Annotated in this window: 17 protein-coding genes and 3 tRNA genes; 10 read left to right on the top strand and 10 right to left on the bottom strand. The window is 45.6% G+C overall.

The window, feature by feature from the left end; all coding sequences use genetic code 11:
* Positions 1 to 722 precede the first annotated feature (722 nt).
* Positions 723 to 1,010, top strand: a complete 288-nt coding sequence (locus ACTHSX_RS08805; RefSeq protein ID WP_440377365.1) for a hypothetical protein — start codon at positions 723 to 725, stop codon at positions 1,008 to 1,010.
* A 106-nt stretch (positions 1,011 to 1,116) separates the two neighbouring features.
* On the opposite strand, the gene ACTHSX_RS08800 is transcribed toward ACTHSX_RS08805, so the two are convergent.
* Together ACTHSX_RS08800 and ACTHSX_RS08795 are read right to left on the bottom strand one after the other, a co-directional pair.
* Positions 1,117 to 1,191, bottom strand: a tRNA-Glu gene (locus tag ACTHSX_RS08800).
* Positions 1,192 to 1,203: 12 nt separating this feature from the next.
* Positions 1,204 to 1,280 (bottom strand) — tRNA-Arg (locus ACTHSX_RS08795).
* A gap of 115 nt (positions 1,281 to 1,395) precedes the next feature.
* Here ACTHSX_RS08795 and ACTHSX_RS08790 point away from each other — a divergent pair.
* Positions 1,396 to 2,787 carry an exonuclease domain-containing protein gene (locus tag ACTHSX_RS08790; RefSeq protein WP_440377366.1) on the top strand — a complete coding sequence of 464 codons (1,392 nt, stop codon included), beginning with the start codon at positions 1,396 to 1,398 and terminating at the stop codon, positions 2,785 to 2,787.
* A 198-nt stretch (positions 2,788 to 2,985) separates the two neighbouring features.
* Positions 2,986 to 3,777 carry a Cof-type HAD-IIB family hydrolase gene (locus tag ACTHSX_RS08785; RefSeq protein ID WP_440377367.1) on the top strand — a complete coding sequence of 264 codons (792 nt, stop codon included), beginning with the start codon at positions 2,986 to 2,988 and terminating at the stop codon, positions 3,775 to 3,777.
* A gap of 65 nt (positions 3,778 to 3,842) precedes the next feature.
* Here the strand turns inward: ACTHSX_RS08785 and ACTHSX_RS08780 are convergent, their stop codons facing one another.
* The 4 genes from ACTHSX_RS08780 to ACTHSX_RS08765 form a co-directional block, all read right to left on the bottom strand.
* The gene (locus ACTHSX_RS08780; protein WP_004521104.1) at positions 3,843 to 4,049 is read right to left on the bottom strand and encodes a DUF2788 domain-containing protein; all 207 of its coding nucleotides are present in this window, start codon (positions 4,047 to 4,049) and stop codon (positions 3,843 to 3,845) included.
* Between the two features lie 89 nt (positions 4,050 to 4,138).
* Entirely contained in the window at positions 4,139 to 5,308 is a 1,170-nt protein-coding gene (gene metZ, locus ACTHSX_RS08775) for an O-succinylhomoserine sulfhydrylase (protein ID WP_440377368.1), read from the bottom strand.
* 115 nt (positions 5,309 to 5,423) lie between these two features.
* Positions 5,424 to 5,984: a DUF3465 domain-containing protein gene (locus ACTHSX_RS08770; protein WP_440377369.1), complete on the bottom strand. Its 561-nt coding sequence runs from the start codon at positions 5,982 to 5,984 to the stop codon at positions 5,424 to 5,426.
* A gap of 121 nt (positions 5,985 to 6,105) precedes the next feature.
* The gene (locus ACTHSX_RS08765; protein WP_440377370.1) at positions 6,106 to 6,906 is read right to left on the bottom strand and encodes a hypothetical protein; all 801 of its coding nucleotides are present in this window, start codon (positions 6,904 to 6,906) and stop codon (positions 6,106 to 6,108) included.
* Between the two features lie 162 nt (positions 6,907 to 7,068).
* Between ACTHSX_RS08765 and ACTHSX_RS08760 the strand changes: the two genes are divergently transcribed.
* The 3 genes from ACTHSX_RS08760 to ACTHSX_RS08750 all read left to right on the top strand — a co-directional run bounded on the left by ACTHSX_RS08760 (position 7,069) and on the right by ACTHSX_RS08750 (position 8,569).
* Positions 7,069 to 7,320, top strand: a complete 252-nt coding sequence (locus ACTHSX_RS08760; RefSeq protein ID WP_003680526.1) for an NGO1151 family protein — start codon at positions 7,069 to 7,071, stop codon at positions 7,318 to 7,320.
* Positions 7,321 to 7,396: 76 nt separating this feature from the next.
* Positions 7,397 to 8,200 (top strand): basic amino acid ABC transporter substrate-binding protein, encoded by an 804-nt coding sequence (locus ACTHSX_RS08755; protein WP_049332057.1) that lies wholly within the window; start codon positions 7,397 to 7,399, stop codon positions 8,198 to 8,200.
* 129 nt (positions 8,201 to 8,329) lie between these two features.
* Positions 8,330 to 8,569 (top strand): putative hemolysin, encoded by a 240-nt coding sequence (locus tag ACTHSX_RS08750; RefSeq protein ID WP_295861744.1) that lies wholly within the window; start codon positions 8,330 to 8,332, stop codon positions 8,567 to 8,569.
* A gap of 65 nt (positions 8,570 to 8,634) precedes the next feature.
* On the opposite strand, the gene serS is transcribed toward ACTHSX_RS08750, so the two are convergent.
* The 4 genes from serS to ACTHSX_RS08730 form a co-directional block, all read right to left on the bottom strand.
* Positions 8,635 to 9,930 carry a serine--tRNA ligase gene (gene serS / locus ACTHSX_RS08745; RefSeq protein WP_440377371.1) on the bottom strand — a complete coding sequence of 432 codons (1,296 nt, stop codon included), beginning with the start codon at positions 9,928 to 9,930 and terminating at the stop codon, positions 8,635 to 8,637.
* Between the two features lie 163 nt (positions 9,931 to 10,093).
* Positions 10,094 to 15,148, bottom strand: coding sequence for a DEAD/DEAH box helicase (locus tag ACTHSX_RS08740; RefSeq protein ID WP_440377372.1), 5,055 nt, complete (start codon positions 15,146 to 15,148; stop codon positions 10,094 to 10,096).
* Positions 15,148 to 18,495, bottom strand: a complete 3,348-nt coding sequence (locus ACTHSX_RS08735) for an STY4851/ECs_5259 family protein (protein ID WP_440377373.1) — start codon at positions 18,493 to 18,495, stop codon at positions 15,148 to 15,150. The genes ACTHSX_RS08740 and ACTHSX_RS08735 overlap by 1 nt, the downstream gene beginning before the upstream one ends.
* A gap of 490 nt (positions 18,496 to 18,985) precedes the next feature.
* Positions 18,986 to 19,061: transfer RNA gene (locus ACTHSX_RS08730), tRNA-Glu, on the bottom strand.
* Positions 19,062 to 19,194: 133 nt separating this feature from the next.
* On the opposite strand from ACTHSX_RS08730, the gene ACTHSX_RS08725 reads away from it, so the two are divergent.
* From ACTHSX_RS08725 to dcd, 4 genes are all read left to right on the top strand, one after another.
* Positions 19,195 to 20,094 (top strand): recombination-associated protein RdgC, encoded by a 900-nt coding sequence (locus ACTHSX_RS08725; protein WP_003747432.1) that lies wholly within the window; start codon positions 19,195 to 19,197, stop codon positions 20,092 to 20,094.
* Between the two features lie 78 nt (positions 20,095 to 20,172).
* Complete coding sequence (locus ACTHSX_RS08720; RefSeq protein WP_440377374.1) at positions 20,173 to 20,955, top strand: ADP-ribosylglycohydrolase family protein; 783 nt, start codon at positions 20,173 to 20,175, stop codon at positions 20,953 to 20,955.
* A gap of 22 nt (positions 20,956 to 20,977) precedes the next feature.
* Complete coding sequence (locus ACTHSX_RS08715; RefSeq protein WP_250601083.1) at positions 20,978 to 21,409, top strand: hypothetical protein; 432 nt, start codon at positions 20,978 to 20,980, stop codon at positions 21,407 to 21,409.
* A gap of 125 nt (positions 21,410 to 21,534) precedes the next feature.
* Positions 21,535 to 22,101: a dCTP deaminase gene (gene dcd / locus ACTHSX_RS08710; protein ID WP_003680541.1), complete on the top strand. Its 567-nt coding sequence runs from the start codon at positions 21,535 to 21,537 to the stop codon at positions 22,099 to 22,101.
* The last annotated feature ends 8 nt before the right edge of the window (positions 22,102 to 22,109 follow it).

Below are 22,109 nucleotides of genomic sequence, written 5' to 3'. Positions count from 1 at the left end.
AATTGCCCAATCCAATTTAGCTGATTTATTTTTCACACAAGGCAATAAAGAAAAAGCCATATTTTGGGCTAAAAAGGTACATAGAAATGGCGCCAAACTACCAGAAGAATTAAAAATACTAATAAATATCAATTAATTAATAAGTTTGAGCAGATTATCGTTACAAACCTATAACTTCTGGAGGAGGATTAAGAAAATGTTGGAAACTTCCTGAAGGACACATTCTCGAACGGTACTCTTTCCATGGAGAATATTTGATATCAAATGAAGTTTCCTTACTTATTTAAGAGATTGGACACAAATAATTATGACTATTTCTTGTCCTGTGAAGAAGATATTATTTACCCAATAATGCGAAAATCATATCCCAACAGAGCATTAAGGTTGTCTGAAAGGAACGTTTTAAGATAACCTTAATGCCATAACTCATAATACTTGAAAAAGTTGTAATGCATAATCGGAATGGTTTAAGAGCAATTCCAGATGTGTTAGTTTCTCTTTTTAGTTTGCCCCAGTCATAATAATTCCCAAAACAAACCGGAAGTTACCTTCATAGTTGGTCATTCCTCTTGGGATATCAATTTGGTCGCAGAAGAGGTAGTATATTTGTTGGCTGCTTTCTTATGCAATTATCTAATCGTGAATTTACACCCAAAGCTTGGCGCTTTGGGCATCTGAAAAGCCAGAAAGAGAAGATGGTGCTGGAATAGAGGCAAGCCCTAATGGGTCAACCTATCTTTCCCAAAAAATTGGAGCCTAATTCACAAAACGACCCTCATATACCCAACAACCGCCTGAAAACCTACAACGGCAGCAGCTATTACTACGACAGTTTCAGCAATCTGATCCACCGCAAACTGGCAAACGGCGAAGTACAAAACTACTTCTACGATTTGCATGACCAACTGGTTACGGTGGAGATCTTCAAAGAAGACGGCACGAAAGAAACTTGGACGTACAGCTACGACACCTTGGGCAGAAGAATAGGCAAAGGCCGTCTGAACAGCTAAGAAAGTTATTTAAAAAATTAAATAACTATAACCTTTTAAAAGAACCTTTTAAAGGTAAAAAAATAAGCCATCACTATTCTTTAGTGATGGCTTATTTTAAAGTAACTGGCACGCCCACGGGGAATCGAACCCCGGTTACCGCCGTGAAAGGGCGATGTCCTAACCGCTAGACGATGGGCGCGGAGATTTTCTGTGGCGCACCCGGAGCGATTCGAACGCCCGACCCTCTGGTTCGTAGCCAGATACTCTATCCAACTGAGCTACGGGTGCATTAAGAAAGATTCGGATTATAAAGAGAAGCCTATTTACTGTCAAGCGTTTTATTTGGAAAACTTGCAGACAGCGTGTAAAATGCGCATTTGCTATTGAATTTACAGAGAATAAAATGTCAGATTTCGCACGCTGGCCGCTCTTATCCGAAGCATTTTCCCGTTTGGGACGGCCTGTGGTCGTGGTGGATTTGGAGACGACCGGTGGAAATTTCTATCAAGACAGGATAACGGAAGTCGCCCTTGTTCGTTTTGAGCAAGGAAGCGCCACACATTACGAGCAATTGGTCAATCCTTGCCGCAGCATACCCGAATTTGTTGCCAGACTGACCGGGATTCATGATGAAACAGTGAAAAACGCGCCTGTCTTTGCCGATATTGCAGCCGATTTGTTGCCGCTGTTGCAAGGTGCTGTGGTTGTTGCCCACAACAGCCGCTTTGACTACACCTTCCTGCGTCACGAGTTTGCCCGTATCCATACTGACTTTGCCGCGCCCTCGCTCTGTACGGTTCAACTGTCTCGCCGCCTGTATCCTGAGTTTTACAAACACAGCCTCGACAGCATTATCGAACGCACCGGCATTCAGACGGCCAACCGCCACCGCGCCATGACCGATGTTGCCGCATTATGTGATTATCTCGAATTAAGTCTGGCAGAAAAAAATCATCAACAATGGGACGAACACGTCCGTGTATTGATGAATCCGAAAATGTTGCCCACTTGGCTGCCTGATTCGCTTGCCCAACAGCTCTATGCCCTGCCCGACAGTTACGGCGTATTGGTTTGGTTTGACCATTTCGGCAAAGCCCAAGCCATTGAAGCACATGAATGCACATACAGTGAAACCGCTACCCTGCTGCACAGCAAAAAACTGCCGCCGCACATCAAAGCCGCAGCCTCCATCCGTTTTATTCCGGCAGTCGGGCAGCTCCATACATTATGGCTCAAAGCCCAAACCATGCAGGAATACCAACTGATGCCGTCTGAAAAGTCCACATCGTTTTCCACCGTCCGCTTTATTGCTGACGAACACGGCAGCCTTCAAGCACGCATTGTCTTGTTAAACAGCGGCACCAGAAATTGGCGTCCATACGGTTTGTTTGCCCACAAAAAAGCAGCCAAACGCGCCTTGACGCAATGGTCGCAAGAACACAGGCTCTGCCCGGATTCGCTCAACATTTTGCCGACCAGCTACGCAAAGGGCGAACCCTGCCCAGTTGAGGCCGTCGGAAAATGCAACGGCAACTGTCGCCAGCCAAATGGTATCAAACATCAAAACCAACGCATTACCGAGCTGGCCGCCCTACTCCCTGTAACCGATTGGGGTAAAGCGCACGAAATTGAAATTACCGAAACCGACCCCCTGACCGGAAACAGCATTACCCTGCTCTGTGCCGGCGGCGCGTTGGCATTGCCTGATGGAAGCTGGTATTTCGACAGCAGCCTGCCTCTCGTAATTAAAAACAAATTCAGGCAAGACAAAGAAAATATCCGTTTGATTGCTTAAAACAAGGCCGTCTGAAAACCAAATTTTCAGACGGCCTGATGTGGATAACTTTCCGCTTTATTCTCAAAATAAAACTCTGCCTAAATTTTAATCAGAACTTATTTTTATAATAGTAATCAAATACTAAAACAATTTATACACAAGCTGTTCACACAATTTTCAATGAAAGCTGTGCATACCCAGCCCAACGAGTAAACCATGAACAACCCTGAAATCATCTTCTTTGACATCGACGACACCCTCTACCGCAAATACACAGATACCCTGCGTCCCTCGGTTGCCCAAGCCATGCGCGAATTGAAAGCCAAAGGCATTTTGACTGCCATTGCCACCGGTCGTCCGGAAGCCGCCATGCCCGCCAAAGTCAAAGCCTTGATTCAAGAATGCGGTATCGACATGCTCGTTACCATCAACGGCCAATATATTTCCTTTCGCGGCGAACCCCTGCAAAGCTATCCCTTGGACATTACCGACATCGAAACTGCCATCAACCTGCTTGAACAACACAAAATAGACTACGCATTCGTCAACAACCAAGAAATTGCCGTTTCCTCCCATTCTCCGCGCGTTGTTGAAGGCTTATCGCATATCCTGCCCAACTTCCTGACAGACAAAGAATATTTCCGCAAACAGCCTGTTTATCAAATGTTGGTCTTTGTGGATAAGGAAGAAGAAAAAATCCTGCACCCACTAACCCAGCAACAAGGCTTCAAATCCGTCCGCTGGCATGAATATGCTGTAGACCTGCTGCGTAAAGAAGGTTCAAAAGCACGCGGCATCGCCCACGCAGTGGAAAAACTGGGCATTGATATGAGCAAAGTGATGGCATTCGGCGACAGCTTCAACGACTTGGAAATGCTGTCAACCGTCGGCTTTGGCATTGCCATGGGCAATGGCGAAGAAGCAGCCAAAGCGGCCGCACAATTCGTCTGCCCAAGTGTCGATGAAGACGGTGTATTGCGCGGCTTGCAAGAATTGGGCGTCATTTAAACCATCAAATCAAAAGGCCGTCTGAATATTTTCAGACGGCCTTGTTCTATCTGTAAACTTTCTGCTTACTTCGGCAATACCAAAAAGCTAATCAGCAATTCTTTAAATACGAATCCAAACACACCCAAGCCCAAAACCAAGAAGAGCATGGCGATGCCGAATTTGCCGGCTTTGGATTCTTTACCCAAGTTCCAAACGATAAAGCCCAAAAAGATAATCAGGCCGCTCAGTAGGATTTTCATTGCCCATGAGGCAAATTCTGCTTCAGACATTATTTTTTTCCTTTTATTCTTAAGATGTGTGTTTAATTGCTTTCAGACGGCCTATTAAAATTTAAGGCCGTCTGAAATTTGTTTTTAGATTATTTGTTCAACGCTTGTTGCAAATCATCAATCAAATCGTCGATGTGTTCCAAACCGACAGACAGGCGCACCAATCCCGGGCGGATATTGGCGGCGAGTTTTTCTTCAGGCTGCATCCGGCCGTGCGTGGTTGTCCACGGATGGGTGATGGTTGAGCGCACGTCGCCGAGGTTGGCAGTACGGGAAAAGAGTTCTACGCCGTCCACGATTTTCCATGCGGCTTCCTGATCGGCGACTTCAAAACCGATGACGATGCCGCCACCGTTTTGCTGTTTACGGATCAGTTCGGCTTGCGGATGGTCAGGCAAACCGGTGTAGTACACGGCTTGGACTTGCGGCTGTTGTTGCAGCCATTGGGCGATTTTTAACGCATTATCAAACTGTTTTTCCATACGCAGCGATAAGGTTTCCACGCCGCTCAACAGCTGCCATGCGTTAAACGGAGACATCGCCAAACCGCAAGAGTTACAATACATGGCAACTTGCGTCATCAATTCTTCCGAACCGGCCAACACGCCGCCCATCACGCGGCCGTGACCGTCAATCGCTTTGGTTGCGGAAGACACGGAAATATCCGCACCGTGTTTCAAAGGCTGCGAACCGGCTGGCGACAAGAGGCTGTTGTCCACCACCAAAAGCGCGCCGATGCTGTGTGCCAGTTCTGCCAACGCTTCCAAGTCGGCAACTTCGCCCAAAGGATTGGACGGGGTTTCCAAAAACAGCAATTTGGTATTGTCTTTAACCGTGGCTTTCCATTCGTTCAAATCGGTTGGCGACACATGGCTGACTTCGATGCCGAACTTAGTTACGATGTTATTGATAAAACCGACAGTCGTACCAAACAGACTGCGGCTGGAAATAACATGATCACCGGCTTGCAAGAAGGTAAAAAACGCTGCTTGAATCGCGGACATACCGGTCGAAGTGGCCACTGCGCGCTCTGCGCCCTCCAATGCGGCAATGCGTTTTTCAAAGGCGGCAGTAGTCGGATTGGACGTACGGGTATAAGTAAAACCTTTGATTTTTTTAGAAAACAAATCAGCCGCATGTTGGGCGTTTTCCCACATGAAGCTGCTGGTCAAAAACAGAGCCTGATTGTGTTCATAATATTCGGTTTGCTCTTTGCCACTACGGATGGCAAGCGTTTGAGGATGAAGTTTTTTGCTCATTTGTTTTTCAATCTACTGTATGTTGCGAAGGGCGTAGTAAACAATACGCCCGTTTAATTTGTTAACATTTTGCGCTTATTCCTGTCATCTTTCAAGCAGAAGGCCGTCTGAACGGTTATTGATAAACCTGTCCGCCGTGCTTCAGCCAACCGTCTTCATGACGGCCTGCCGGATCATGATGTGTCCAATGGATAACGCCGCCCTGCTCCGACCATTCATATTCGCCGTAAAACGCTACTTTATCACCTTTTTTCAAGCCTTTGATTTTGTCGGCTAAATCGATATTATGCGCCACCAAAAGCGTTTGACCGCTGGAAAGCTTCAAGATAAAGCGTTGATGGCGCGTACCTTTGTTGTCATCCGGCAGGGTTTTCCATACCGTGCCCTCGCCCTTAACCTGAATATCGCTTTGCTCGTTTTCAAACGCCTGTTTCAAAACCGCTTCGGCTGATTCTTTGCCCGAACCGATTTGCTGCTGAGCCGTATCGGCATTCTTTTTGCCCGCATTATTTTGTTTTTGAACAGCTTCTATTTTCTGCTGATTCTGCGATTGTACCGGCTGCTTGTTTTGCATTTTGTTATAAGCAAATACGGCAACCAAAGCAATCAGCAATACAATGATTTTATTTTTATTCATAACGATCTCAAAAAAAATGCCCGATTCTGCATCGGGCATATCAACTATTTAGAAAGGATATTTATCACGAAAACGTGAGCCGCTATTATACACGCTTCGTAAAATTTTAAGGGAAATTTACACCAAAGGCCGTCTGAAATTTTTCAGACGGCCTGGATACTCAACGGCGATATTTCATTTCAGTCTTCATATCGTCCAAAATACGTTTGACGTTGTGTTCCAATACATCCTCCACCAAGCCCGGCGCCTGCTCGTTCAGCATTTGCTGCAACTGATAAGTGAACAAGGCCATTTGTTTTTGCACGGCAATCCGAATCATGCCGTTGACTGCATCGGCCACATGGGGACGCAAACGCTTAATCAGGCGCTCGGTCAACTCTTTTTCAGAAACGCAGAATACTTCCCGACGGCCGATCGCTTGCGGGTTCAATACATTGATATGGACATTGATGGCCGGTTCTTGTTCAAGGCCGTCTGAAACCGCCTCTTCAGCCACTTCCGCATCATCATTTTCCGGTTTTTCAGTTTCTTCCACTTCAGGCACATCAAAATCTACGGCACCTGATTTCGGATTCAGTCTGACGGTACGCGTTGATTCAATATGACGCTCTGAAGCTGCAGCCTGCAATGCCGATTGCGCGCTCAACCAGTTGTCCTGCAAAACCACCATCGCATCGGTTTCCACTGCTTCGCCCTCGTCAGCAAGGGCAGTATTGTGTTCCAGCTGCCAACGGTACAAATATTCTTCCAATACTTTTTCACGATTGTCAGCATCCAACTTATATTCTTTTTTAGGTGCGGTTTTGGGCGCAGCTTCGACAGCGTCGTCCGATTTTTTAACCAATGGTGCATGAGTCGGCGCGGTATTGAATTGTCGTGCCTGACGCAATCTTTCCAGGCGTTTTTCCCAATTCAGGTCTTCTTCCTCGAGGGCTGTGGGGTCAAGACGGTTGTTTTCCATAATAATCTCGTTTTTTCATTTTTATTGTGAACCACATTCAAGCCTAAAATCACTTGAAATACGGCCGATGGTTGGACATATCCGGCAAGCCGGCGCAAGTGTCACATTTTAATATTAATTCGCTATATAATCACTATTTTATTTAATACTCAAGGATACATCATGAGCAGCATCGAACAACGCCTCGAATATTTGGAAGAGGCCAACGACGCTTTGCGTATGCAAAACCACGTCCTCGCCACCGCACTCAAAGGCCTTATCCGCTCCCTGCCCTCCGACATGGCCAACGATGCTGTAGAATCCATCCAGCTTGCCTTTGAAGACGCGTTGGCGGAATTAAGCTATGAAGACAGTCCGCACACCGACCTCTTCCATGACGTAACCTACGCATTTTTCCGAGAAAAAGACCACTGATTTCGGCTAGTTTGTTCACAAAATTATGCTAAACTAAGATTTTATCCGTTAACATTTTATTAAGAAAGCACATATCATGAACATGAAAAAATGGCTGGCCACTGCCCTCGCTTGTTCCGCCCTTGCTCTGACTGCCTGCGGCGGTCAAAGCAACAATGCCTCTGCTCCTGCCGATAAAGTGTACCGTGTCGGCTCTAACGCCGAGTTTGCCCCATTTGAATCTTTGGATTCTGCAGGCAAAGTGGAAGGTTTTGATGTTGACTTGATGAACGCCATGGCTAAAGCCGGCAACTTCAAAGTCGAATTCAAACACCAGCCATGGGAAAGCCTCTTCCCTTCTCTGAACAACGGCGACGTGGACATCGTTATGTCCGGCGTAACCATCACTGACGACCGCAAACAAAGCATGCTCTTCAGTGATCCATACTTTGAAATTACCCAAGTTGTCCTCGTTCCCAAAGGCAAAAAAGTGGCTTCTTCCGAAGACCTGAAAAACATGGCCAAAGTCGGCGTGGTAACCGGCTACACCGGCGACTTCTCCGTTTCCAAACTCTTGGGCAACGACAATCCGAAAATCGCCCGCTTTGAAAGCGTTCCTCTGATTATTAAAGAATTGGAAAACGGCGGTTTGGATTCCGTAGTCAGCGACAGCGCGGTTATTGCCAACTATGTGAAAAACAACCCGACCAAAGGCTTGGATTTCATCTCCCTGCCTGACTTCACCATCGAAAACTACGGTATCGCTGCACGCAAAGGCGACGAAGCGACCATCAAAATGTTGAACGATGCGCTGAAAAAAGTACGCGAAAGTGGCGAATATGACAAAATTTACGCCAAATACTTTGCTAAAGAAGGCGAAAAAGCCGAAGCAGCCAAATAATCCAGTATGACTTCCTGAACTAAAGGCCGTCTGAAAATTTTTCAGACGGCCTTTGATCTGTTTAACTCAATTAAACGCAAGTATCCCCTATAATCCGCTTGTTTTTATCCTTCAAATGAAAGATACGCCATGATCAAACCCGTTATCCTCAGCCTCGCTGCCGCAACTGCTTTGGCCGCCTGCTCCGCTTCAGAAAAACAAGAATCTCCTAACGTCGGCGTGGCCAATCCGGCTTCCGAATTCTGCGTCAAACAAGGCGGCAAATCCGAAATCAAAAAAGACAAAGACGGCAACGAATACGGCGTGTGCCACTTGCCTGACGGTACCGTTGTCGAAGAATGGGAATATTTCCGTCAACACAACAAATAATTGCTTAATCACATAAAAGGCCGTCTGAACCTAAGTTTCAGACGGCCTTTTCTTTTAAACAGCGATTATTTCACTTCCAATTTAGTTACGCCGCCCATATACGGTTGCAACGCAGCAGGAACATTAATGCTGCCGTCGGCATTTTGATGGTTTTCCAATACCGCCACCAAAGTACGACCGACTGCCAAGCCTGAGCCGTTCAAAGTATGTACCAAACGGTTTTTACCGTTTTCATCTTTGAAACGTGCTTTCATGCGGCGAGCTTGGAAATCTTCGCAGTTGGAGCAGCTGGAAATTTCGCGGTAGGTATTTTGCGCAGGAACCCAAACTTCCAAGTCGTAGGTTTTGGTTGCGCCGAAACCCATGTCGCCGGTACACAAAGTGATCACGCGGTATGGCAGTTCCAACGCTTTCAAAATATTTTCAGCGTGTCCGACCATTTCTTCCAGCGCTTCGTATGATTTTTCCGGATGAACGATTTGCACCATTTCCACTTTGTCGAATTGGTGCTGGCGAATCAAACCGCGCACGTCTTTGCCGTATGCGCCCGCTTCGGAACGGAAACATGGGGAATGCGCAGTCAATTTCAACGGCAAATCACTGCCGGCCACGATGCTGTCGGCAACGGTATTGGTCAGCGTCACTTCGGCGGTCGGAATCAGATATTGCGTTTTCTTACTCTCGTCGCCGCCGCGGGTAACGTGGAACAAATCTTCTGCAAATTTAGGCAGTTGGCCTGTACCTTGCAGGGTGGTGTCGTCCACGATGTAGGGCGTGTAATGTTCGGTATAACCGTGTTTCAGCGTGTGCGTATCCAGCATGAACTGAGCCAAAGCGCGATGCAGACGGGCAATTTGGCCCTTCATCACGGTAAAGCGCGCGCCGGACAGTTTCGCGCCGCCTTCAAAATCCAAACCCAAAGGCTCGCCCAAATCAACATGGTCTTTGATTTCAAAATCAAATTCGCGCGGCGTGCCGACTTTGCGGACTTCAACGTTTTCAGTTTCATCTTTACCCGCAGGTACGCTTTCGTGCGGCAGGTTCGGAATGGTCAACAACCATGCGTCCAATTCTTTCTGAACGGCATCCAAATCAGCAGCAGCCTGCTCCAAATCCACTTTGATTTGAGCAACCTGATCCATTGCAGCTTGAGCCTCTTCGTGTTTGCCTTGGCCTTTCAACACGCCGATTTGTTTGGAAATACTGTTGCGCGAAGCCTGCAACTCTTCTGTTTTCACTTGAACGGCTTTGCGTTGTTCTTCCAAAGCGTTGAAACGCGCGGTATCAAACTCGTAACCGCGGGCGGCCAAACGTTCGGCGACTGCGGCGGTATTGCTGCGGAGCAATTGGATGTCTAACATTGTTTTCTCTCGTTAAGATTCAGAATGGCATTATTGTAAACCAATTTAAAGATATTTTCACAGCGACAGGCCGTCTGAAAACAAAAAACGCCCCTGCAAAAGCAGGAGCGTTTTTTAAGAATTTTGGCACGCCCACAGGTATAACTATCGGCACACAAAATACTTACTGGTAGTTCAAATGTTGTTTCAATTGAGCTTCCTCAAGCCATTGTAAAGCCTGATGACGGTCCAGTTCTTCTCGCTCCACATTGCTATCACTACCCGCAAGGCAATGCTGACACACACTACCACAATCAGCTGGGCAATTCAAACGGTCTAAAGCGCGACTTATGATACCGTTGATGTCATCTACAGCAGATAAAACGAAACCGGCTCCCCCTTCAGCTTTATCGTAAATCTGAATCAAACAGCGAACGGCACCTGTTTCCAAATCTCTATCTGCTCGCACGGCATAGCCCATTTCAGTAGTTTCTATACCCAAAAAAGCAGCAATTTCATCGCGTACAGCAACGGCAATCGTGCGGGCGGTAGTTTTATCTCCACTACCTAGCCATACCTTAGTTTGTGGATTTTTCAGGGCAATCTCCAATACATCGGTTGAGATATGATGGCCCAGATGGATATTGATCTGAACATTACTATTAGAACAATCTTTACTTTTACTGCTAAGATCCAAACCGCCACCCAAGGTTTTATGATACTCACCCAAAAATACATTAGGCAGTTCACCTGTTTCAGTCATGGAATCAGCCCTACCACATCTCATGCAAACAGCAAAACCTTTTTCATGCTTGCCACTAGAGCGAAACAGTACTCTACCGTCACTACCATATCTAATTTCACCGCACTCATGTTTTAGAAAGGCTACAGTTTCACCATTCAATTGTACTCTAGGAGGCTGAATAGGAACGAATGTTTGGTAGGAAACATCGTTGCTACTGTCTTCAAAAAAGTCAGTCAGAAAACCTGTTGGGATTAGTACCGTACATTGTTCATCAAAAGGAATACTTTCACCGCAGTAAGAACATTGGATATCACTACAGCTATATTTGTAACGCGTCACGCCAGATGTACCGCAGTTTCTACAGCGCCACGCAGTATCGAAGCGTTGGTCTTCGTTTTTACCTCGTTCATCCGATTTTACCCGTAGATTGATGCCAGCAGAACGGTATACGCGCCCATCCAATACAACATCCGAACCAGGTGCGTATTCACGCAGTGCAATATCCAAACTGCGACTTGGGTTTTCTTTACGGATGAACAGATTATCATCTCGCTTCTCTTGTTCACGGCGTAAGTCTTCCATTTTACGGATTTTCATTTCTACTATGCCAGTAGGGAAACCATAACCAGGTAGAAATGCGTTTACCGCCAGATAGCCAAGCAGGTTCTCATCTTCATGTAGTTGTTTCTCGTGATTTAAGGCTTTCTTGTATGAAACGTCGTCAGTTTGCTTAATTTTATGGTTGATATTATGGAAATCAGCCTGCCAATTCTCTGCCAATTCCAGCAGCCGTTGTTTAGCACTTGCTTTGATACGTGTCAATGGTACTCCTTCCAAAGCAGTGCCTACCGCCAGCTCACCCAAAGCTTGGTCAATAGTAGAGCATGCTGGGGAGTTCATCCAGTCGCAAAACTGCTCCCAAACAGATTGGGTTGGGTTGAAAAACCATGCAGTATTTAGCTTAGTACGGTCTTTGCCTGTATCGCTGCGCTTGGCAAGGAATGCTGCCAACAAGAGCGAATGCATATGGCGGCTGACGATTTTTTTAGAACTTAACGATACTTTCGGAGCAGCAATAGCGGTGGTGAACGCCCATTTTGGATTGGTAAATACACGACGATTATGAGGATCATTTTTGCATAGTGTATAAGCTATTGCAGCCGCTTCGCTACGGCGCCCTGCACGACCCGCACGTTGCAGGTAATTGGCAGGGTGTGGTGGTACATTATTCATTACCACTGCTGCCATACCGCCAATATCCACGCCCATTTCCATGGTAGTAGAGCAGCTCAATACATTAATTTTCCCTTCTTTGAACATCTGTTCGTATCTGTTTAATTGTGTAGATGCAATTTGTGCTGAATGTTCCGCCGCACGATAGTAGAAACCTCCTTCTACGATTTTATCGTTCAAATTGCTCCACAAACCTTCTTGACGCAAGTGGCCTACATCTTTATCTTGCTTCAGCAAACGACGCATTTGGCTACGACGAGATTCAGCAGTGGCATCCTGTTTGAAACGATAATAATCTGGAATCTCAGTTTTGCTGCAAAATAGTTTTTCAGACGGCATTTCCTGCCAGTTACCAGGCAAATAAGGAGACACACCGCGCAAAGTAGTGTCGATCAGGCGGTGACTTTGCGGACACAGCCACATTTCTTTTTCAGGTAACTTAAACGCTATTGCTGAAAGCGGCATTTTCCAAGCATCATTATCGGGATGCAGGATATTGCTATCAGTAGTCAATTGTTTCCACGCAGTTTGCAGCCACGAATTAATTTTGTGTTTAGCCAAAGGGTTTTGAATATCAAGACCTGTAACCGCCTGCAAAATTTTGACTGCTCGAGGCTGTTGGCCTTTATCTCGAACTTGCGGCCAAGCTCGTTTGCGCGAAGTTTGCTTTTCTCTGGTATCGGGCGGCAGCAGGGATTTTCCCGAAAAGCGTTTGCCTAACCATCGTTTTTTCTGCTCATCTAAATTGGTAAAGGAATTTTCACGGACATGAAAATCCAAAATCATTTTTAAAAATGCTTTCCAATCATCCAAATCCAGCGGTTTGCTTGGATTGTCTGCCTGATTTAAAACACGTGTCTCTACCCAACCATCAGGCACTGTGCTGATTTTATCCAGACCAGGATAACAAATCATTGTCAAACCTAAAGTTTCCAAACTATTGGCATTTCTTGGGCGTCTGATAAATTCGCGTGCCAGTAGCAACTCTGCCAGCTTTTCTGCTCCGTTGCCACTAGGATCATTAAACATACTGGGATTGGTTTCTCGATTGTAAGGCAGTAAATCTTGCGTCACTTCAGCTTTGTCGCGCAGTGTACGGTACATATCATCCCAAGTAAGATGAGTTTTTTTACCACTAGAACCTTTCCATGCAATTTGTCCTACCAAAGCAGGATTAGCTTGCATCAGTGCAACTAACTCAGGCGGCATGGCTTCTGCTTTGCCTGTTTCCTGCACCAATACATCAAACACCATACCACGCAGTTTGGAATACTCTGCTTCCTGCTGCATTTTTACCGCCATTCTTGCTGTGCCTTGACGGCTGTCAGTAAAAGTAATTAATCGCCGCCCACGAGCGGGTAACGATTGCGGATCATTTTCAGCATCACTACAAAATTCCAATACGGTCGGAACAGCGTTAGTTACATAAAACGGTGCACCCAAATATTGTCCACGATAAAACGGCATTCTTCGGTTTTCTTTGCCGCAGGCGGAACAGCAGGCATGCGGGGAGTAATCCAAAGCCAACTCAAAAGTTTTACCTTGCTGTACGCCGATTTGCGCAGTTTCTTTATCGATTTTTTGTACCGTATAGTCTTCAGACTGCATATTGACTGGGGCTGCAATCACTTTATTGCGGGATATGAATTGTAGACCATCTGAAATTGGGTTTACGTCATCACCACTGTCTTCTTCGTCATTAGCTGCAGGCTCAGGATTGAGTGCAAACTCATCGGTGATATAGGTATCGCACTGCTGCAAAATACCGTTATACTCCTGCGCCATCAAGTGCGGGGTACCGCAATCTTGGCACAACACTAATTCGTACACAGGAGCACCACAATCACATTTAGTTCTGCGGTTAAGATAAACCTGCCCAAATAGCCAGTCTTTAAGGTAACCTTCTTTTTTGCTGCAATGACGGTCAGCACACGCCCATAACCCATGCAGCATTGATTGAAATAAATGCAAACGCAGTTTTAAAAATGGTTCAGCATTTTCAGACGGCCTTGTCTGATTCATAACATCCAGCCAGCCTAAAACTTCACGCTGCTGTTCATAAAGGCTATCAGAAAGCAAATATGTTTGCGTTGCCTGTATCAATTGGTTCAGCGTGTAAGGTTGGGTATTGACTGTCAGACAATTACGCAGGGTAGTGGCTATTACACTTTGACAAAGGGCTGTAAAGCGTTCGGTTTCTTCCTTAATAGATGTGATATCTGTGAGACTCTGTCTACCATCGGCAACACTAATCGGCAAAAAGTCGCGGCTCCCAGAAACTACTAGAACCTGTTCCTTTGGTACCCCAGCCAAATCAGCAAGATAGCAGCGAAGTTCGTCTGCTGCTTTGTCGGAAGCAATGGTGGCAGATGTAGCAACAAAGCGTATGTCCTCGGGCTTTTTGCCGAAAGCGTGTACTACACGGCGTAATAACAATGCAATTTCTGCTGCCTGCGATCCGATATAACTATGTGCCTCGTCTAATACTATCCAGCGCAATGAACCTGTTTGGCGAGATTTTTCCAAAATAGGGGCATCTACTTGGCGCACCAGCATATATTCCAACATAGTGGCATTAGTAAGTAGGATAGGCGGAGGTTCTTTGCGTAGCAATTCCCGCGACAAGATTTGGTTGGGCCGGTCTTTGTCACGTGGATCAGCACTTTCTTTTGTGTTACCGTTGTAAAGACAAAAGCGGATTTTGTTACCAAAAGGTTTCGTCCATGCATCCAAACGTTCCTTTTGAGAATTGATTAAAGCATTAAGTGGGTAGAGAAACAGAGCTTGAACACCGATAAGCGCTGTTTTTTCCAACGTTTGGCGACGTATCAGATCTTCCAATATCGGAATCATAAAACATTCAGTTTTACCTGATCCTGTACCACTGGTAATGATGGCAGATTTTGGATCATCCTCCAGAAGGTGCTTCCATACCTGCAACTGATGGGTATAGGGGCGGGCAGTTTTGGGAAAACCATATCTGTCTGCATCTGCCAACACATCTGTAAGTTTTGTAGAAAACAGGTTTTGTCTTACCAAATCTGCAAAGGTGCAGTCCGCGCTTTTCCAACCAAAGGTATGTTCAACGACAGGGGCAGCAAGAAAACAGTTTTCATTACCCAATTCATTGCTAATCAATTGTCGCAGGTGACTGCGTAATTTATTATCTGTAATATCCAATACGCCAATAGTAGCTTCCTTGATACGGTTCAGACTTTGCTCTATCAATCCGGAAAGAGTTTGCGTGGTATCGGTATTCATTATGATTCACTCACTAGGTAGCAGCTCAGGGAAGCGCAGACGTAATCAAACCATTCTGCATCCAAAGCGTAAATACGATAAAAAGCATCAGCAAACTGTGCAGCAGTCATTTCTAATGGCATGATATCTGAAGGCTGCGCATTGCCGGCTTTAACACAGGCAGTAAATACTGGTAGCCAGACAACTGCACGGTCAAAAGGAATTTTGGACAGACAGCGTACTTTATTGAAAAATACATCCTGTTGTTTTTCCAACCATTTTTGAAGACCATCTGAAAGCGTTTCAGGAATGCGTTGGTTTTTATTCTGACGCAATGCATTGTAATGGCGGTTATAACGTGAATCGTGCTTCTTGTCGAAAATTTCCCCAAGCGTGTTTTCCACCACTATCATTTCTATTTCTGAAAGAAATCCTTTAAATACATGATTGCGTAAAATCTCGTCATGGCACAACACGCTTGTAGGAATACAGTTTTCAGACAAGGGAAAATCATCAGGATTCAAGCCTGTAGCTGCAATTTTGGTACGAATGTATGGTTTGTACACACTTATGGCAGCAAACCAATCTTGTAGAGCCAACCACTCCCATACCACGGCCAATTCATTACGCATCCGCTCGCAAAATACACCATCCAACCCTAAGCGTAATACCGCCAAAGCTAAGGCTTTGGGCTGTTGTACCAAGGCTTTCCATGTTTCAAATACTGACAATGGCAGATGAGAAAAATGCTGCTTCAGGCTCTCAAAATACAGCCAACCAGAATGCTCAGGATTACCCACCATTTCCGTAATGATACGGCTAATAGCTTCGGGATTGTGGTCCGGATGGAAAGCGCGTGCAGCAATATGCAGGGAATTATGTTGAAATGGTTCGATAAATTTTTCACTGCTATTGTCAAATATAGCTGGACGGAATTGAACTGGTGATTCAGGCGCAGGGTAAATCAACCACAATCCTTCATCATATTGTTCGGACGACAGTTGATAATGCCCATTTATCCTCATTGTGCTTTCAAGCAGCCTTTGTGCACCTTTTTCAGGTGCATCCAAGCGCATGATGTTTACTACTGCTTCTCGGCAAGTCAATTCGTCTTCTGCCTGCCGTTTGATGACGAAACTTTTTCGTAATGCATCTGTCACTGCCAGAATACCGAAACGGTAAAACTGATTATTCCACATAACTAGACCATTATAACGAGACAAGATAAGCCGTATCAAAGGGTTCTCTGAGCCCATATGGCACACAGTTATTTCTACCTGGGCATCTTGACTACTGCTACACGATAAAAGCTGCAAAAGTTGCGGTTTCCATTGATCTAAGAAAAACTGCTGCACCAGACCATCTGCTGACAAACGTTCGCTAATAGAAATGGGGAGACCATGCACATTATCCGATAATTTGAATACCAGCCTCATATCGGTCGATGCGGAGGAATATACCATTATCCACTTGCCTAGCAGCTGATTGATATTCAGACGGCAATCATCAATTCTACCTTTTTCATCATATAGATACGCACCATCAAACGGTAGAGGTAGTCTTAATCGTGCAGCTTGAACAGGGTTACTTCCAACTGCAAGAATAATATGAGATGGATAATTACTGTCCTCAGCTTGGCAGATAAATCTAAATTGGGAATGGATTTTTGTGATATCTAGATGCTTGGCAAAGACATCTATGAAAACCTTTTCGGAAGTATCAACATTTAAAATGGCGGGATCTTTGTCGCTTGCCGCTTGCCAAGTATAGGAAAAATCTTCAGGCAGGACAGTAATTTTACGCCGCAACAAACAAATTGTGCCCTTATAGAAAGCCACCTGAAATGTACCATAATAGCTCGGGCAGATATTTGATTGAACCTCACCGTTGATTTTGATGTGCGTCGGAGATAAGTCAGGGGGCGTTAGCAGAGTAGGAAAACCACGATACACAGGTAAACTATCAGTATTTTGGCAGTGATAAAACAGCCTCCCGTGCAAAATACTCTGTTCTGTCAGACTAGCTTGTACAACAACTATTTCTCGCCCATCCGCGTGACGAGCGGTCAATCCGTCCGAACACTTAAACCACTGCCCACCCAAATAGGAAACATTTTCATCTTCAGACAACCCAAAACCGTCTGGTAGATGAATCAAAATATCTCTATCTTTACTGCGCGTGTACTCATTAGTGGAGAACAGTTGCCAATGTTGATCTTGATCAGGACGAAACACCAGCGGTGCATCTTCATCAAATCCAGTATCTCCAAACAACTTGGTATAAAGCAGCCGTCCGCTAGCAAACACTCGCATAGACAAAGGCAGACTAGGTTTCTCTCGGACAAAGTCAAGCTGCTTCCCAAAAGGAAGTTTGAATGTTAGCTCTCCGCCTGTATCACTAAGAGAAGCAAATGCTGTTGCTCCCATTTGTGCAACTGGCTCTTCTCCTTCAAAAATTTGCCATTGTAAAACCGTTTTACCCTGATAATTCTGAATAGGAAAACTAAATTTTTCAGGTAACCCGATTTTAGCATGCAAGCACCAACTTTCCTCCTTTACATAATGCCGACAGGAGAACTCTTGCTTTTCCACTTTTTGACGTTCGTCTGCTGCATTACCCAACCAGCGGTTGATAACTGCATCCACCTGATTACCATCCAAAGCAAAAGGAAACTCACTGCGCCAACCACTATCTGCCTGATCTAGGTATTCGACCAAATTGCATTTATTCTTCAAGTCATACCGTTCAGCGAGCTTGACTAGTGCTCTAACTGTATCAGCAAATAGAACAACAGCCGCAGTATCACGAAATACTTGTGCCAGCCTATATACTCTTTCAGCAATATATTCTTCTAAAGGGCGGAAAGTTTCCATACTCTCCTGATATTTTTTCAAGCCATAATCAATAATATTGCGAATAGCATTATCATCAGCTGCAAGCATTTTCAGTGGTAATCCACCTTCAGCAATTAATGTACCAAGATAACGCGTATTTTTAGCAGCGTCATATTTCCATTCTCGCCGCCAATATGCCAACCCTTTTTTCAAATATTTGTAACGCTGCTGTTCATTATCAAATTGCGTACCTATTGCATTATCGAAAAATGCCCAACTCCATTCACCACCCGAATACTTGCGCCGATAAGTTTCACTCACTGCCAGACAGTAACAGGCACACCATTCGTCCTGATAAGAAGAACCCGATATCAAAAAAGGCTTACGACAAAACAGTGCACACAGTTCACGGTATTCATTTTCATTAACTGCATAAGTATACAGTGGCCTACCATTCGGAATAGGATTAAGTGGATCACGATTAAAAAAGAAATGTGATAACCAACTCTTAAACGGGTCCGTAAGATTTTTCATAATAAAAATCGGCAGTTGACTTAAACCGAAATTATATCAGCATATAAAAAACATTTGTATTTTAAGTGTAGTACCTAGACCAATCTTACAAACCTAATATAAAAACAGCATATCAGACGCCTACAACCTAAAAACTTCCAGATAGGCTTATTAAACACACACTTCCTCAATGGATTTCATAGAGGGGAAGTTAATCTATTCTTTTTTCAGTGCTTTCAACATAATCTTCGTTTTCACGATTTCTTCCTCTATTCATCTTCTAAGTTTAATCATCAATGAGACACTCTTTTGCCTTTTCTGAATGATGGGACCCATCTACCAGTCACCGATACATTATTTTTAGTTAATGTAGAACACCCAGAAATGTCGAATAGGCCGAGTATTTTACTTCTAGTCCACGTTTACAATAGAGTTTAAAGATATACAAACAGTACCATAGTGGCAAAAAAATAAACCCTTACTATTTTTTAGTAAGGGTTTATCCAAAATATGGCACGCCCACGGGGATTCGAACCCCGGTTGCCGCCGTGAAAGGGCAGTGTCCTAGGCCTCTAGACGATGGGCGCGTAACCGAAGCGCGAACTATACAGAAAGCCTTTTCTTCTGTCAACGCCTTTACTGCATTTTTAAAGATGCTGCCGATTTCCGTATGTTATTTTCCCTGTATAATGCCGGTTTTAATAAAAAGGAAAACTCACCATGTGGTTTAAGCAAATCAGTTTTTATCCGCTCAACAAAGACAAATTGCCCGAATTGGAAGTCCTTGCCGACAAATTGGCGCAATCCGAATTTGCCCATTGTCAGGGTTTGGACTGGTTTAGCGAAGGCTTTGCCACGCCGGTTTCCTTTTCGCCCGAGCTGGTTTTCCCTGCCGATTACACTTGGCGCGTTGCTCTGAAAAAAGAAGAAAAAGTCCTGCCTGCCGGCGTGATCCGCGATATTTTGGATGAAAAGGTTTTGGAAATCCAAAACAACGAAGCACGCAATGTCGGCCGTAAGGAAAAACAAGAGCTGAAAGAACAGATTACTGACGACCTGCTGCCCCGTGCCTTTACGCGCAGCAGCCGCACACAGGCGATTTTCGACACGCGCCATGGTTATCTTTTGGTCAACAATGCCGCATCTGCCAAAGCGGAAAATATCCTGACCAAACTGCGCGAAGCCTTGGGCGGTTTGGAAGCAGCCCTGCCCAACACCAAACAATCGCCCTCTTCCCTGATGACCAGCTGGCTGCTGCAAGGCCATTGCGAAGGCGGTTTTGAATTGGACAGCGATTGCGAACTCAAAGGCGTAGGCGATGTTGTTCCGGTCGTCAAAGTTTCCAAACAAGACCTGACCGCCGATGAAGTGGTACAACACGTCAAAAACGGCAAAACCGTTACCCAGCTGGGCTTGGTATGGCGCGAACAAATCGCGTTTATCCTCACCCAAGACTTTACGCTCAAACGCATCCAGTATTTGGACGTTTTGCAAGAAGAAGCCGAAAGCAACGGTGACGATGCCGCCAGCCTCGCCTTTGCCTCGCAAATCCTGATGACCGAAGCCATCAGCACCATGTTGGAAGAGCTGGTTTCTTATTTGGGCGGCTGGCAAGAATAATTTTTCAGACGGCCTTTTGATTGGGAAATATCAAAGGCCGTCTGAAATACAAATAGAAGTATCAGAAAGGATGTCATGATGTTGGGTGCAGTCATTGGCGATATTGCCGGATCACGATTCGAGTTTGACAACTACCGTCACACCGATTTTGACATTTTCAGCCCCGACAGCGACTTTACCGATGACACGATTTGCACTGTTGCCATTGCCGATTGGGTTTTACAAGGCTGCAACGATAATTTAGCCTCTATTTTGCAAGGCTGGTGTAGGGCATATCCCTACCCTAAAGGCGCATATGGCGGCCGCTTCTCACAATGGATAGAATGGAAAGATCCAGAACCTTATAATAGCTGGGGTAATGGCTCGGCCATGCGTGTTTCTGCCGTTGGTTGGGCATTTGCCACATTGAAAGAAACCCTGCATTTTGCCGAACAATCCGCCACCGTAACGCACAACCACCCGGAAGGCATTAAAGGTGCGCAAGCCGTAGCCGCCGCCATCTTTTGGGCGCGTACCGGCATGGGCAAAGCGCAAATCAAAGAAAACATTACACGGCAATTCGGCTACGACTTAAGCCAAAGTTGCGACCAAATCCGCCCGCATTATCATTTCAACGAAAGCTGTCAGGAAACCGTACCTCAAGCGATTACCGCCTTTCTTGAAAGCGATGATTTTGAACACGCCATCCGACTGGCAGTTTCCCTGGGCGGAGACAGCGATACCTTGACAGCCATTACCGGCAGTATTGCCGAAGCCTACTACGGTATCCCTACGGCCATGCGCGAACACGCTTTAGCCATATTGCCACGCCGTATTGCTGAAACCCTGCTGACTTTTGAATCCCAATATCAGGCCGTCTGAAACCGCCTGCAAAAAGGAATAAATGATGAAATACCTCGCCCTACTCCCTATCGCCTTCATGCTGGGTACGCCTGCCATTGCCGAAACCATCAATCCTTATCAAGAAAAAGGTTGCGCTTATGATGGCGATGTCGGCAAAGACGGCAAACCGTCCGGCAAAGGCACATGGAAATGCCAAGACGGCCGCAGCTATGTCGGCTCATTTAAAAACGGCAAATTTGACGGCAAAGGCGCATATACCGTTTCAGGCAACCGCGAAACCTTTATCGAACCTTTCTCCTCCAATAGCGCCAAATTACGCAATATGACGCTGGAAGGCATGTTCAAAAAAGGCAAGGCACACGGAAACTTTACCGCCTCTCAAAACGGCACGCCCGTCTTCATCATGAAATGCGAAGACGGTATGATTAAAGAAGTCAAACTGCCTAAAAAATCTGCTTCCAAAACCAAATAAACAGCCTTTCAGACGGCCTTACCCATATTTCAGGCCGTCTGAAACATCAATTAACAAGCCTGCCTAAAGGCTGTTGTGTTGATTTCAAAGAATTTCCAAACAACCCTTACCCCAGGACAACCACCATGAGCATTAAATCCGACAAATGGATACGCCGCATGGCCGAAGAACACGGCATGATTGAGCCGTTTGAGCCCAACCAAATCAAAGAGGCCAACGGCCAACGCATCATTTCCTACGGCACATCCAGCTACGGCTACGACATCCGCTGTGCCAATGAATTTAAAATCTTCACCAATATCAACAGCACCATCGTCGACCCGAAAAACTTCGACCCGAAAAACTTCGTTACCGTCGAAGATGACTGCTGCATCATTCCACCCAACTCCTTTGCACTGGCGCGCACAGTTGAATATTTCCGCATCCCACGCAACGTCCTGACCGTCTGCTTGGGCAAATCCACTTACGCTCGCTGCGGCATTATCGTCAACGTTACCCCGTTCGAGCCTGAGTGGGAAGGCTACGTTACGCTTGAGTTTTCCAACACCACCCCCCTGCCTGCCAAAATTTATGCAGGCGAAGGCGTGGCTCAAGTCTTGTTCTTTGAAAGCGATGAAGTCTGCGAAACTTCATACAAAGACCGCAACGGCAAATACATGGGACAAACCGGTGTTACCTTGCCTAAAACCTAATGTACAAA

This window comes from Neisseria sp. P0014.S002, assembly GCF_051958295.1.
In the GTDB taxonomy this organism is placed as follows: Bacteria; Pseudomonadota; Gammaproteobacteria; order Burkholderiales; family Neisseriaceae; genus Neisseria; species Neisseria flavescens_B.
This window is presented reverse-complemented; position numbering and strand designations above follow the sequence as displayed.

What these genes read in the sequence shown, in the direction of transcription:
- ACTHSX_RS08805 (WP_440377365.1), top strand. Translation starts at nt 723, where the DNA reads ATGGGTCAACCTATCTTTCCCAAAAAATTGGAGCCTAATTCACAAAAC.
- ACTHSX_RS08790 (WP_440377366.1), top strand. Translation starts at nt 1,396, where the DNA reads ATGTCAGATTTCGCACGCTGGCCGCTCTTATCCGAAGCATTTTCCCGT.
- ACTHSX_RS08785 (WP_440377367.1), top strand. Translation starts at nt 2,986, where the DNA reads ATGAACAACCCTGAAATCATCTTCTTTGACATCGACGACACCCTCTAC.
- ACTHSX_RS08780 (WP_004521104.1), bottom strand. Translation starts at nt 4,049, where the DNA reads ATGTCTGAAGCAGAATTTGCCTCATGGGCAATGAAAATCCTACTGAGC.
- metZ (WP_440377368.1), bottom strand. Translation starts at nt 5,308, where the DNA reads ATGAGCAAAAAACTTCATCCTCAAACGCTTGCCATCCGTAGTGGCAAA.
- ACTHSX_RS08770 (WP_440377369.1), bottom strand. Translation starts at nt 5,984, where the DNA reads ATGCCCGATGCAGAATCGGGCATTTTTTTTGAGATCGTTATGAATAAA.
- ACTHSX_RS08765 (WP_440377370.1), bottom strand. Translation starts at nt 6,906, where the DNA reads ATGGAAAACAACCGTCTTGACCCCACAGCCCTCGAGGAAGAAGACCTG.
- ACTHSX_RS08760 (WP_003680526.1), top strand. Translation starts at nt 7,069, where the DNA reads ATGAGCAGCATCGAACAACGCCTCGAATATTTGGAAGAGGCCAACGAC.
- ACTHSX_RS08755 (WP_049332057.1), top strand. Translation starts at nt 7,397, where the DNA reads ATGAACATGAAAAAATGGCTGGCCACTGCCCTCGCTTGTTCCGCCCTT.
- ACTHSX_RS08750 (WP_295861744.1), top strand. Translation starts at nt 8,330, where the DNA reads ATGATCAAACCCGTTATCCTCAGCCTCGCTGCCGCAACTGCTTTGGCC.
- serS (WP_440377371.1), bottom strand. Translation starts at nt 9,930, where the DNA reads ATGTTAGACATCCAATTGCTCCGCAGCAATACCGCCGCAGTCGCCGAA.
- ACTHSX_RS08740 (WP_440377372.1), bottom strand. Translation starts at nt 15,148, where the DNA reads ATGAATACCGATACCACGCAAACTCTTTCCGGATTGATAGAGCAAAGT.
- ACTHSX_RS08735 (WP_440377373.1), bottom strand. Translation starts at nt 18,495, where the DNA reads ATGAAAAATCTTACGGACCCGTTTAAGAGTTGGTTATCACATTTCTTT.
- ACTHSX_RS08725 (WP_003747432.1), top strand. Translation starts at nt 19,195, where the DNA reads ATGTGGTTTAAGCAAATCAGTTTTTATCCGCTCAACAAAGACAAATTG.
- ACTHSX_RS08720 (WP_440377374.1), top strand. Translation starts at nt 20,173, where the DNA reads ATGTTGGGTGCAGTCATTGGCGATATTGCCGGATCACGATTCGAGTTT.
- ACTHSX_RS08715 (WP_250601083.1), top strand. Translation starts at nt 20,978, where the DNA reads ATGATGAAATACCTCGCCCTACTCCCTATCGCCTTCATGCTGGGTACG.
- dcd (WP_003680541.1), top strand. Translation starts at nt 21,535, where the DNA reads ATGAGCATTAAATCCGACAAATGGATACGCCGCATGGCCGAAGAACAC.